The organism is Streptomyces sudanensis, assembly GCF_023614315.1.
Taxonomy (GTDB): domain Bacteria; phylum Actinomycetota; class Actinomycetes; order Streptomycetales; family Streptomycetaceae; genus Streptomyces; species Streptomyces sudanensis.
In genome coordinates, this window is sequence record NZ_CP095474.1 from 3,369,523 (window position 1) to 3,381,611 (window position 12,089).

Consider the following 12,089-nt stretch of genomic DNA (forward strand, 5'->3'; position numbering starts at 1 on the left):
CGCAGGCGGCCCCGCACGCGAGGGCGGCGGGGCACCGGACGGCACGCACCGGTAGCGCCCGCCATGCCCGCCGTGCCGCCCGCCGTGCCGCCCTCCCCGCGACCGCCGGAGAGGGGCCGCGCCGGAGCCGTCACCGTCCGCCGCGCGCGGACCTCCGACGTCCCGGCCGTGCGCCGCCTCGTCGATCCGTACGTCGCCCGGGGCATCCTCCTCGACAAAGCGACCGTGACGCTTTACGAGGACATCCAGGAGTTCTGGATCGCCGAACGGGACGAGGACGCGGCCGTCGTGGGTTGCGGCGCGCTCCACGTGATGTGGGAAGACCTCGCCGAAGTCCGCACCCTCGCCGTCGACCCCGACTTCAGGGGCGCGGGCGTCGGCCGCCGGGTGCTGGGCGCGTTGCTCCGGACCGCCCGCCGGCTCGGAGTGCGCCGGGTATTCTGCCTCACCTTCGAAGTGGACTTCTTCGCCAAGCACGGCTTCGTCGAGATCGGTGAGACGCCCGTCGACGGAGACGTCTACGGCGAGCTCCTGCGTTCCTATGACGAGGGTGTGGCCGAGTTCCTCGGCCTGGAACGGGTGAAGCCGAACACCTTGGGCAACAGCCGGATGCTTCTGCACCTGTGATCGCCCCGCGGGCGCGATCCCTATGTCCGAATCGCGTATGTTTCCCGTGTTCTCGTGGCTCCGAACCCGCCCCAAGGGTTTGTGTTTTCCGGAGAAAAGCGGTTTCCTTTCCGCGTACTGCATTTTCGATGAAAGGAAATCCGGTGGCACAGAAGGTTCAGGTCCTTCTTGTCGACGACCTCGACGGTGTCGAGGCGGACGAGACCGTGACGTTCGCTCTGGACGGCAAGACCTACGAGATCGACCTCACCGCCGCCAACGCGGACAAGCTGCGTTCCCTGCTCGAGCCGTACACCAAAAACGGCCGGCGCACCGGTGGCCGCACCGCGGGCGGCCGGGGCAAGGGCCGCGCCGCCGCCGCGACCGGAGGCAGCCCGGACACCGCGAAGATCCGCGCCTGGGCCAAGGAGAACGGCTACAACGTGAACGACCGCGGTCGCGTGCCGGCCGAGATCAAGCAGGCGTACGAGAACGCCAACCGCTGACGACGGCCCCCGGACCCGGCCTCCGAACCCGGCCTCCGGACCCGGCCCCCGAACCCGGTCCCCGGCGGGGCCGGGCCGACCATGCCGGGTCTCCGGGCATCCCGGACGCGTCGGCACTCCGGCCGCCGAGCCCGGGCACGGCGGCCGACGCCGGTACCCGGCCGCCTCGGCGGCGAGCCGTGGCGGACCGGAGCCGCTCCGGCGCGCGGTGCCCCGAGGGCACGCGGCCTTCCGCCCCGCGCCCTGGGCCGGACGGTCGCGGCCGGCTGCGTCACCGGACGCGCCNGGGGNCTCCCGCCCCGAGGGGCGGGGCGGTCGCCCCNNNCCACCGGACCCCGCCGTGAGCCGGCCGAGGGGGCGGGGAAGCCTACGCAAGGTTGTAGGTGGATNNGTCCCCGGCCCGGTCCCCCCTCGCGCCGCCGCGCCGCCGCATGGCACTACCGCACCGCCGCGCCGCACCGCCGCGCCACGCGCGCCTCCGGCGGCGGGCCGGGGAGCCGCTTGCGGTCGCTCCAGGTGACGCGGCGGTCGCACAAGGTGATGCTCCCGGGGTTGCCGACGGCGATCCGCGGCGCAAGGGTGTTCGCCCGTAGCTGAGGCCGCGAGGGTGTTCCGCATGGACCGTCGCCGCTCGCGGGTAAGACATCCCTAGTGGGGAGGGGCGACACGCGGGCGCGGACGTCTCACGTTCGCCATCGGCGTACTGCCGGTGAGGCTATCTGCCTGGCCTGCGGGAACATCGTCTCGCACCATCGGGTTGGAGCAGGTGTCGGCGTTCGGGTCCGGAGGCCATCGACGGGTGTCGGCAGTTGGAACGAGCGGTCCCCGCTTGCGGGACTAAGCTGCGGAAGGACAGGGAGGGGACCGACCCCTTACTGCCTGACCGCTCTGAGGAGCGATTAACGATGTTCGAGAGGTTCACCGACCGCGCGCGGCGGGTTGTCGTCCTGGCTCAGGAAGAAGCCCGGATGCTCAACCACAACTACATCGGCACCGAGCACATCCTCCTGGGCCTGATCCACGAGGGTGAGGGTGTCGCCGCTAAGGCCCTGGAGAGCCTCGGGATTTCGCTCGAGGCGGTCCGCCAGCAGGTGGAGGAGATCATCGGCCAGGGCCAGCAGGCCCCGTCCGGGCACATCCCCTTCACGCCCCGTGCCAAGAAGGTGCTGGAGCTGTCGCTCCGCGAGGCCCTTCAGCTCGGCCACAACTACATCGGTACCGAGCACATCCTGCTCGGCCTGATCCGCGAGGGCGAGGGCGTCGCCGCCCAGGTCCTCGTGAAGCTGGGCGCCGACCTCAACCGGGTGCGCCAGCAGGTCATCCAGCTGCTCTCCGGGTACTCCGGGGGCAAGGAGGCGGCCACCGCCGGCGGCCCCGCCGAGGGCACGCCCTCGACGTCCCTGGTCCTCGACCAGTTCGGCCGCAACCTCACCCAGGCGGCCCGCGAGTCCAAGCTCGACCCGGTCATCGGGCGCGAGAAGGAGATCGAGCGGGTCATGCAGGTGCTGTCCCGCCGCACCAAGAACAACCCGGTCCTCATCGGCGAGCCCGGCGTCGGCAAGACGGCGGTCGTCGAGGGTCTGGCGCAGGCCATCGTCAAGGGCGAGGTGCCCGAGACCCTCAAGGACAAGCACCTCTACACCCTGGACCTCGGCGCGCTGGTCGCCGGCTCCCGGTACCGCGGTGACTTCGAGGAGCGCCTGAAGAAGGTCCTCAAGGAGATCCGCACGCGCGGCGACATCATCCTGTTCATCGACGAGCTCCACACCCTGGTGGGTGCCGGTGCCGCCGAGGGCGCCATCGACGCCGCGTCGATCCTGAAGCCGATGCTCGCCCGCGGCGAGCTCCAGACGATCGGCGCCACCACGCTCGACGAGTACCGCAAGTACCTGGAGAAGGACGCCGCGCTGGAGCGCCGCTTCCAGCCCATCCAGGTCGCCGAGCCGTCGCTGCCGCACACGATCGAGATCCTCAAGGGCCTGCGCGACCGGTACGAGGCGCACCACCGCGTGTCCATCACGGACGAGGCGCTCGTCCAGGCGGCCACGCTGGCCGACCGGTACATCTCGGACCGCTTCCTGCCGGACAAGGCGATCGACCTGATCGACGAGGCCGGTTCCCGGATGCGCATCCGCCGGATGACCGCGCCGCCGGACCTCCGCGAGTTCGACGAGAAGATCGCCGGCGTCCGCCGCGACAAGGAGTCCGCGATCGACGCGCAGGACTTCGAGAAGGCCGCGTCGCTCCGCGACAAGGAGAAGCAGCTCCTGGCCGCCAAGGCCAAGCGGGAGAAGGAGTGGAAGGCCGGCGACATGGACGTCGTCGCCGAGGTCGACGGCGAGCTGATCGCCGAGGTCCTCGCCACCGCCACCGGCATCCCGGTCTTCAAGCTGACGGAGGAGGAGTCCTCCCGCCTGCTCCGCATGGAGGACGAGCTCCACAAGCGCGTCATCGGTCAGAAGGACGCCATCAAGGCCCTGTCGCAGGCCATCCGCCGTACGCGGGCCGGCCTGAAGGACCCCAAGCGCCCCGGCGGCTCGTTCATCTTCGCCGGCCCGTCCGGCGTCGGTAAGACCGAGCTGTCCAAGACGCTCGCCGAGTTCCTCTTCGGCGACGAGGACGCGATGATCTCGCTCGACATGTCGGAGTTCAGCGAGAAGCACACGGTGTCCCGCCTCTTCGGCTCCCCGCCCGGGTACGTGGGCTACGAGGAGGGCGGCCAGCTCACCGAGAAGGTGCGCCGCAAGCCGTTCTCCGTCGTCCTGTTCGACGAGGTCGAGAAGGCCCACCCGGACATCTTCAACTCCCTGCTCCAGATCCTGGAGGACGGTCGCCTGACCGACTCCCAGGGCCGGGTCGTGGACTTCAAGAACACGGTCATCATCATGACGACCAACCTCGGGACCCGGGACATCTCCAAGGGCTTCAACCTGGGCTTCGCGGCCCAGGGCGACGTCAAGACCGGTTACGAGCGGATGAAGGCGAAGGTCAACGAGGAGCTGAAGCAGCACTTCCGCCCCGAGTTCCTGAACCGCGTCGACGACACCGTCGTCTTCCACCAGCTCAGCCAGGAAGACATCATCCAGATCGTCGACCTGATGGTCGCCAAGGTGGACGAGCGCCTGAAGGACCGCGACATGGGCATCGAGCTCAGCGGTGACGCGAAGATCCTCCTGGCGAAGAAGGGCTACGACCCGGTGCTGGGTGCCCGTCCGCTCCGCCGGACGATCCAGCGCGAGATCGAGGACGTGCTCTCGGAGAAGATCCTCTTCGGCGAGCTGCGCCCCGGTCACATCGTGGTCGTGGACACCGAGGGCGAGGGCGCGGAGAAGAAGTTCACCTTCCGCGGCGAGGAGAAGGCGGCCCTGCCGGACGTCCCGCCGATCGAGGCGGCCGGCGGCGCCGGGCCGAACATGTCCAAGGACGCCTGACGCGCGACGGCGTCCCGCCGTAGTGCACCGGGGCCCGCCCCGGACCGCGACACCCGCGGTCCGGGGCGGGCTCTTTCGCGTGCCGTGCCTCAGCAGACCGCCGCGGGCTTGAGCCAGCCGCACTCGAGCGGGACCGGCGGCGGGGCCGTGCGCCGCCCGGGGNCGNGGGGCCGCCCCGGTGATCCGGTCCTCCGCCGTGTCGGAGGAGGCGAGGGTCACCACGACGGCGTCCTCGACGTCCTTCACCGACGGCGCCAGGTGGTTGTTGAGGACGACGCTGTAGACGAGGCGGCGGCCGGCCGCGTCCGTGACGTACCCGGCGAGGGCCGAGGCGCCGGTCAGGGTGCCCGTCTTGGCGCGGGCGTTCAGGGCGGCGGGGGTGCCGCACATCCGGTGCCGCAGGGTGCCGCCGACCATGCGGTCCGGGGCGCAGGCCACGGGCAGGGAGGCGTACCAGTCGGCGTACCAGGGGGCGTCCTGGACGGCGAGGAGCAGGTCGGCGAGGAGCGCGGCCGGGAGGAGGTTCAGCCGGGACAGGCCCGAGCCGTCGGCCTGGCGCAGCCCGGCGGTGTCCACGCCCTGCTTCTCCAGGTGGGCGCGGACGGCGGCGAGGCCGGCCGCCCAGCTGCCGCTGCCGGAGACCTCGTACCCGATCGCCTTGGTGAGGGCCTCGGCGTGCATGTTGTTGGAGAGCTTCATGAACGGGTGCATCAGCCGCGCGAGCGGCATGGACGCGTGCGCCGCCACCGGTTCGGCCGACGCCGGGGTCCCCGCTCCGAGCACGGTGGGGCCCTCGACGCGCACGCCGCGGGCGGCCAGCGCGTCCGCGAAGACGGCGGCCGCGTACCCGGTCGGCTCGTCGACGGTGACCCACTCCCTGACGGGGGAGGCGCCGGCCGGGATCCCGCCGCGGACCACGAGGGTGTTGGTGCCGTGGGCGCGTTCGACGGTGAGGGTGCCGGGGCGGCCGGCGGCGACGGTGGTGGCGCGGTTGTCGACGCGGACGTGGTCGTTGCGCGGGACGAGGGCGACGGCGGGGCGCTGCCCCGGGGCGCCGGCGGCGGCCACCTCGGCGATGACGGTGCCGGCGTCGTAGTCGGTGTCCGGGGCGAGGGTGAGCGCGGAGATCTGCGCGGAGTAGTACGACGACTCGTCGTCCGCGGCCCAGGAGCGGCCCAGCCGGTGCGCGTCGAAGCGGGTGTCGTCGGCGACGAGGCGGCCGGTGACCCGGCGGATCCCGGCGGCGGCCACGCGCGCGGCGAGCCGGTCGTAGTCGGCGGCGAGGACGGTGGGGTCGCCGGTGCCGCGCAGGTGGAGGTCGCCGTGGAGGGTCCCGGAGTGCCGGCGGCCGGCGGCCAGCACCTCCGTGCGGAAGCGGTGGCCCGGGCCGAGGAGCGCCATGGCCGCGGCGGACGTGAGGAGCTTGGTGGCGGAGGCCGGCACCAGGCGGTCGTCGCCGTCGCGCCGGTACAGCGCGGTGCCGGTCGCGGCGTCGGCGACGACGACTCCGGCGGCGCCCCCGTCGAGGCGGGGGTCGGCGAGGATCCGGTCGATGGCGCCCTTGAGTCCGGTGTCGGACGGCCCGGCTCCGGCGGGCGCGCCGGTCAGGCCCTGTGCGGTCCACACGAGGAGCGCGGCGAGGACGAGCGCGGCGGCGCGGGCGGCCGGGTGCCTGCGTGTCTGCGTGGTGCGCGTCACGTGTCTCATGGCCGGAGGATCGCGGAGCGGGGGCCGCTCGTGAAGGAGGCGGGCCCGTTCCCCGTGACGATGCGCACAGGTCGATCCGGATGTACTAGGCGGAATAGTGAATTTCCGTAGGTGTCGATCTCTTTTCGGGGCGGCCGAAGGGGGGTGGGTGGAGGCGAATCCCGGCGCGCGGGCGCGGGGCGTGCGCCGGTGTGGAGGTGCGGGGGTCCGCCTGCCTTGGAGATACGGGGTGAATGCCCTTTTCGGGTGGATATCTCAGGAGTAGTGACGGAATCGGCTGAGACGTCAAGCGTCCGCGTCACACTTCGCACAGTACGGCCTCATGTCGTAGAAGAGGCATTTGAGACATGCCGGGAGGAGCCGGTACCAAAGATGACGAAGCCCGGCGCATCGCCTGTGCCGGGCCGATCCACGCCCCCCACCTCGGAGGTTCACCTCGTATGTCGCAGCGCGCCAAGCACTCCACCCGCAACGCCGTCGTCGCCTTCGCCGCCGCCGGCATGGGAGTCGCCACGGTGTTCGGAGCAGGTGCGTCGGCCGCCGCGGCCGGGGCTCCGTCGGCCATGGACACCGCCGCCGCCGTCGCCGCCCAGGCCGAGGCCCAGGCCCAGGCGGCCCAGGCGGCCAAGGCCCAGGCCGCCAAGGCGAAGGCCGTCAAGGCCGCCGTGAAGAAGGCGTCCGCCAAGAAGGCCGCCAAGACCGTCAAGGCCGTCGGCTGGGTCAAGCCCGTCGCCCGCTACACCCTGACCGCCAGCTACAACCAGGGCGGCGCCATGTGGACGAGCAAGCACTCCGGCCAGGACTTCGCCGTCCCGGTCGGCACCCCGGTGAAGGCCGTCCACGGCGGCACCGTCGTCAAGGCCGGCCCCAACGGCGGCGGCGACGGCCCGGCGTACGGCAACGCCGTCGTGATCAGGCACTCCAACGGCACCTACTCGCAGTACGCCCACCTCTCGAAGATCCACGTGTCGATCGGCTCGAAGGTGAAGACCGGCCAGTCCATCGCGCGCTCCGGCAACACCGGCAACTCCTCCGGCCCGCACCTGCACTTCGAGATCCGCACGACGCCGAACTACGGCTCCGCGATCAACCCGGCGAAGTTCCTGCGCGCCGAGGGCGTCGGCTTCTGACGCTCCGGGGCCCCGCGGCTCAGTCCCCCTTCGGGGGGCGGGCCGCGGGGAAGCCCCCCGTGTCCGTCGGAGCGCGCTCCGGCAGCCACAGCACCGCGACGGCACCGCCCACCCCCGGGGCGGTGCCGTCCCGCGCGGCGGCGTTGCGGAAGTCCAGCCGGGCGCCCAGCACCCGCGCCTGGCCCGCGGCGATCGTCAGCCCCAGCCCGTGTCCCGCGCCCGCGCGGCCCCGGTCGCTGGCACCCGTGCGGAACCGGCTCGGCCCCTCGCGCAGCAGCGCCTCCGGGAACCCGGGCCCGTGGTCCCGCACCCGTACGACCCGGCCCTCGACCGTCACCTCGACCGGCGGCCTGCCGTACTTGGCGGCGTTGGTCAGCAGGTTGCCGAGGATGCGCTCCAGGCGCCGGGGGTCGGTGCTCACCCGTGAATCCCGCACCACCCGCACCACCGCGCCCGGGTTCAGCAGGGCCACCCGGCGGCCGACGAACTCGCCGAGCGCGATCTCCTGGAGCTCGGCCCGCTCCGACGCGCCGTCCAGCCGGGCCACCTCCAGCACCTCCTCGACCAGCGTGCGCATCGCCCGCGCCCGGTCCCGCACCAGCTCGGTCGGCCGGCCGGGCGGCAGCAGCTCGGCGGCCGTCAGCAGACCGGTGACCGGGGTGCGCAGCTCGTGCGCGATGTCCGCGGTGACCCGCCGCTCCGCCTCGATCCGCTCGTGCAGGGCGTCCGTCAGGGCGTCCACCGCCCGCGCCAGCTCGTCCGTCTCGTCCCGCACGACCCCGCCGACCGCGTCCCGCACCCGCACGTCCGTGTTGCCCTGCGCCACCCTCCCCGCGGCGGCGGCCGCCTTCCGCAGCCGCCGCGACAGCTGGCCGCCGATCAGCACGCCCAGCGCCGAGCCGGCGAACACCACCGACACCGAACCGACGACCAGCGCCTCGTCCAGCCGCCGCATCACCGTCGCGCTGCGGCCCGTGAACGGCGTGTGCAGCGACAGCACGTCGCCGTTGCCCAGCGGCACCGCCGCCCACACGTCCGGCGCGTCGTCCCCGCGCTCCTCCACGTACGTGCCCCGGTGCCTGCGCGCCACCAGCTCGCCCAGCTCCCGGGGCAGGCCGGGATCGTTCAGTTCGGCGCCGAACCGGGGCTCCCTCGACGCGGGCGCCTCGTACACGCGCTGCGCGAACAGCAGCCGTTCCATCTGGACCTCGCGTGCGTTGTCGAGCATCGACACCCGGGCGGCGTTGTGGACGACGAGACTGAGCACGAGCGCCACCAGGGCGCCGACGGCGGCGATCGCGACGGAGATCTTCCACCGGACACCGGTCCGCAGCACGGGCCGCCTCACCGCCGTCAGGCCCTGAGCTTGTAGCCGAAGCCGCGGACCGTCTCGATCCGGTCCTGGCCGACCTTGGCGCGCAGCCGCTGCACGTGGACGTCCACCACGCGCGTGTCACCGCCCCAGCCGTAGTCCCAGACGCGCTCCAGCAGCCTGTCCCGCGACAGGACGGTGCCCGGCGCGGACGAGAACTCCAGCAGCAGCCGCATCTCCGTCGGCGTCAGCGCGACCGGCGCGCCGCCCCGGCGGACCTCCATGCCCTCGGTGTCGACCTCCAGGTCCCCGAAGGCCAGCGGCCCGNCCCCGTCGCGCCNGCNCGNGCGCCGGGGCCCGCCGCGCCCCCCGCGCTCGCGAAGCGGCGCAGTACGGCGCGGATGCGCGCCATCAGCACCGCCCCGTCGAACGGCTTGGTGACGTAGTCGTCGGCGCCCGCCTCCAGGCCCAGCACCACGTCGATCGAGTCGGCGCGCGCCGACAGCATGATCACCGGCACGGTCGACTCGTCCCGGATGCGGCGGCACAGGCTGACCCCGTCCAGACCGGGCAGCATCACGTCCAGCAGCGCGATGTCCGGCCGCCGCGCCCGGAACGCCTCCAGGCCGGACAGCCCGTCCGGCGTCGCCGTGACCGCGAGGCCGTCCCGCTCCAGGATCAGCTGCGTCGCCTCCCGGATGACGTCGTCGTCCTCGACGAACAGGACCTGCGTCTGCGCCATGCCGTCCCCCGGTGCCCTTCAGTTCCCGCTCGGCGCGGTCGGCGGGGGGTCGCCGACGCCCCCGCCCTCGACCGCCCTGCTGTACTCGTGGCGCACCACGTGGTGCGCGGTGAACCGGTCCGCGGACCACCGGTAGGTGGTCACGTCCTCGCCCGACGGGTAGGCGATCGGGTCGTCCTCCGCGTAGACCTGCTTGGTGACGACCAGGTCGCCGCGGTCGATCTCCGAGTAGACGGCGGGCTCCTCCAGCGAGAACACGTTCTCGTACCGCCGGTCCCGCATCCGGTACACGTACGTGCCGACGCCCACCGCCTCGCCGCACGTCAGCACGTTGACGACGACGTCCGCCACGCCGGTCCCCGTGAGGTCGCCGTACACGGTGTCGACCGGGTAGGCGGCCGAACCGCACGGCTTGAGGTCCCGTTTGACCTGCTCCCCGACCTTCGGGTCGGCCTTCAGCAGCGCGACCGCGTCGACCCGCCGGAACGGCGACGACGCCGCCGCCGACGCCGACGCGGCCGGCGCGGGCCGCCCCGACGGGACGCCCTGGACGCCGGGGGCGGCCCCCTCGTCGCGCAGGCCGGTGCCGCCGGTGGAGCAGCCGGCCGCCAGCAGCCCGAGCAGGCCGACGGCGGCGACCCCGGGCGCCGTCCTCCCCGCCGCCCGGCNGCCCCNTGCCNNNCCCTCAGGCCGCGCACCGCTCCCTCCCCCGTCCGTGCCGACGCCCGTCCACCGCCCGCCCTTCGCGCCGGGACCCGCCCGGGGCCTCGGCGCCCCGGCTCTCCAGCTCGCGGCGGAGGCGGGCGAGGGCGCGGTGCAGTGTGCTCTTCACCGTACCGGTGGACATGCCGAGCGCCGCGGCGGTCTCCTCGGTGCTCATCTGCTCCCAGTGGCGCAGCACGACCACGCTGCGCTGCTTCGGCGCCAGCACCCCCAGCACGTCCCTCAGCAGCGCCCGGTCGGCGTGCTGCTCGGTCACGTCGTCGACGCGGGCGTCGGGCAGCTGGTCGGTGGGCACCTCCTCCAGCCTGCGGGCGCGCCACCACTCGGTCCGGGTGTTGATCATGACGCGGCGCAGGTAGGCGTCGGCGAGGGTCTTGTCGGCTATGCCGTCCCAGCGGCCGTACGTACGGGCGAGGGCGGTCTGCAGCAGGTCCTGCGCGTCGATCGGGTCCGGCACGAGCCGCCGGGCGCTGCGCAGCAGGGCGTCCTGCCGTGCGCGTACGTACTCCTCGAATCCGAGCACCTCGCCGTGCGTCATCCCCAACGCCTCCGTCTCCCCCTGGCGAACCGCGGTCTCCGCGGCGCCTCCGGCCGTCCCGGCCGGTTCCCCGCGCCGACACCACGAGAAGCTACGGAGGGCGTGTCACGGCACTGTCCGGAGAACCCCTCGGGGGGCGCACGGCCACCCATCGGTTGTGTAACGGCGCTCCGCCGCGGGACGGGGAGCGGAGGCGGCGCGGGAGCGGGACAGAGGCGGGGGAGCGGGAGGTTCGGCCCCGGGAGGGGCCGGTCAGGCCGACGGGAGCCGGTACCGGCCGCCCTCCAGGGGCTCCACCAGGCCGTCGGCGACCAGGCCGTCCAGGGCGCGGGCGCGCTGCACCGCGTCGTGCCACACCGCGTCCAGCGCGGCCCGCGGCACCGGGGCGGTCGCCTCCCGCAGGACGGCGAGCAGCCTGCCGCGCACCTGCCGGTCGGTGCCCGCGTACGTCTGGCCGCGCCGGGGCGGGCCGTCGTGGGCGGGCTTCCCGGCGAGCCGCCAGGCGCAGGCGTGCGCGATCGGGCAGTGCGCGCAGTCCTCGTTGCGGGCCGTGCACACCAGCGCGCCCAGCTCCATCGAGGCCGCCGCCCAGCGGGCCGCCGTCGCCTCGTCGTCGGGCAGGAGGGCGCGCGCGAGGCGGCGCTCGGCGGCGGTCGTGGCGTTCGGCGGGTACTGGACGCCGGTCACCGCGCGGGCGAAGACCCGGCGGACGTTGGTGTCCAGGACGGGGTGCCGCCTGCCGTACGCGAACGACGCCACCGCCGCCGCCGTGTACTCCCCGATGCCCGGCAGCGCCAGCAGCTGGGCGTGGTCGCTCGGCACGTCGCCGCCGTGCCGTTCCGTTATGGCGACGGCCGCGCCGTGCAGCCGCAGGGCGCGGCGCGGGTACCCCAGCCGGCCCCAGGCGCGGACCGCCTCGCCGGGTGCCTCGGCCGCCAGCGAGGCGGGGCGCGGCCAGCGCGCCATCCACTGCTCGTACACCGGCAGGACCCGGTTGACGGGGGTCTGCTGGAGCATGAACTCGCTCACCATCACCCCCCAGGCGCCCGCCTCGGGGCGCCGCCAGGGCAGGTCGCGCGCGTGCTGTTCGAACCACGCGAGGACGGGCGCGTGGAGCCGCTCGGGCGNGNGGGNGGNGCCGCTTCAGGAGTCTCGGTAAGAGTCATGACCTTCCGATCCTGACACGGCCCGGCGGGTTTTCCGCGCTTCCGCCCCCGGCCCGGCCGCCGTGCCCCCCGAAAGGCCCGGTGGAGGCCCTCCCGGGACGGCCGCGCCCGGCCCGGCGGGACCGGGCGGTGCGGTACCGGCACCGGTACCGGCGGGGCGCGCGGCCGGTCGGGGAGGTGACGGCGGGCGGCGGGTCCGCCGGNNNNGGCGGCCCGGACCGNNANNNC

Annotated in this window: 9 protein-coding genes and 2 pseudogenes; 4 read left to right on the forward strand and 7 right to left on the reverse strand. The window is 73.9% G+C overall.

The features are described from left to right. The first annotated feature begins 63 nt into the window (after positions 1–63). From MW084_RS15735 to MW084_RS15745, 3 genes are all read left to right on the forward strand, one after another. Positions 64–627 (forward strand): amino-acid N-acetyltransferase, encoded by a 564-nt coding sequence (locus tag MW084_RS15735; protein WP_010470325.1) that lies wholly within the window; start codon positions 64–66, stop codon positions 625–627. Positions 628–770: 143 nt separating this feature from the next. Then, positions 771–1,112 carry a histone-like nucleoid-structuring protein Lsr2 gene (locus MW084_RS15740; RefSeq protein WP_010470324.1) on the forward strand — a complete coding sequence of 114 codons (342 nt, stop codon included), beginning with the start codon at positions 771–773 and terminating at the stop codon, positions 1,110–1,112. Positions 1,113–2,017: 905 nt separating this feature from the next. Next, positions 2,018–4,543, forward strand: a complete 2,526-nt coding sequence (locus MW084_RS15745; protein ID WP_010470323.1) for an ATP-dependent Clp protease ATP-binding subunit — start codon at positions 2,018–2,020, stop codon at positions 4,541–4,543. A 166-nt stretch (positions 4,544–4,709) separates the two neighbouring features. Here MW084_RS15745 and dacB read toward each other — a convergent pair. Next, positions 4,710–6,250, reverse strand: a pseudogene (gene dacB, locus MW084_RS15750) (D-alanyl-D-alanine carboxypeptidase/D-alanyl-D-alanine endopeptidase); the annotation flags it as partial. 440 nt (positions 6,251–6,690) lie between these two features. Here dacB and MW084_RS15755 point away from each other — a divergent pair. Next, positions 6,691–7,380, forward strand: a complete 690-nt coding sequence (locus MW084_RS15755) for a M23 family metallopeptidase (RefSeq protein WP_010475282.1) — start codon at positions 6,691–6,693, stop codon at positions 7,378–7,380. 19 nt (positions 7,381–7,399) lie between these two features. Here the strand turns inward: MW084_RS15755 and cseC are convergent, their stop codons facing one another. The 6 genes and pseudogenes from cseC to MW084_RS15785 form a co-directional block, all read right to left on the reverse strand. After that, positions 7,400–8,728 carry a two-component system sensor histidine kinase CseC gene (gene cseC / locus MW084_RS15760; RefSeq protein WP_029553865.1) on the reverse strand — a complete coding sequence of 443 codons (1,329 nt, stop codon included), beginning with the start codon at positions 8,726–8,728 and terminating at the stop codon, positions 7,400–7,402. Between the two features lie 5 nt (positions 8,729–8,733). After that, the coding region (locus MW084_RS15765; protein ID WP_275563642.1) for a winged helix-turn-helix domain-containing protein at positions 8,734–9,019 on the reverse strand (286 nt) is incomplete at its 5' end. A 20-nt stretch (positions 9,020–9,039) separates the two neighbouring features. After that, positions 9,040–9,434 (reverse strand): annotated as a pseudogene (locus MW084_RS15770) (response regulator); the annotation flags it as partial. A gap of 18 nt (positions 9,435–9,452) precedes the next feature. Beyond that, on the reverse strand, positions 9,453–10,102 hold a 650-nt coding region (locus MW084_RS24610), incomplete at its 5' end, for a hypothetical protein (protein WP_275563643.1). A 17-nt stretch (positions 10,103–10,119) separates the two neighbouring features. Further along, entirely contained in the window at positions 10,120–10,695 is a 576-nt protein-coding gene (locus MW084_RS15780) for a SigE family RNA polymerase sigma factor (RefSeq protein WP_010475278.1), read from the reverse strand. A 252-nt stretch (positions 10,696–10,947) separates the two neighbouring features. Beyond that, on the reverse strand, positions 10,948–11,822 hold an 875-nt coding region (locus tag MW084_RS15785), incomplete at its 5' end, for an HhH-GPD family protein (RefSeq protein ID WP_275563644.1). Positions 11,823–12,089 lie beyond the last annotated feature (267 nt).

Bases quoted from the DNA above. Each gene is read 5' to 3' on its own strand.
- MW084_RS15755 (WP_010475282.1), top strand. From the start codon at position 6,691: ATGTCGCAGCGCGCCAAGCACTCCACCCGCAACGCCGTCGTCGCCTTC.
- MW084_RS15735 (WP_010470325.1), top strand. From the start codon at position 64: ATGCCCGCCGTGCCGCCCGCCGTGCCGCCCTCCCCGCGACCGCCGGAG.
- MW084_RS15780 (WP_010475278.1), bottom strand. From the start codon at position 10,695: ATGACGCACGGCGAGGTGCTCGGATTCGAGGAGTACGTACGCGCACGG.
- MW084_RS15745 (WP_010470323.1), top strand. From the start codon at position 2,018: ATGTTCGAGAGGTTCACCGACCGCGCGCGGCGGGTTGTCGTCCTGGCT.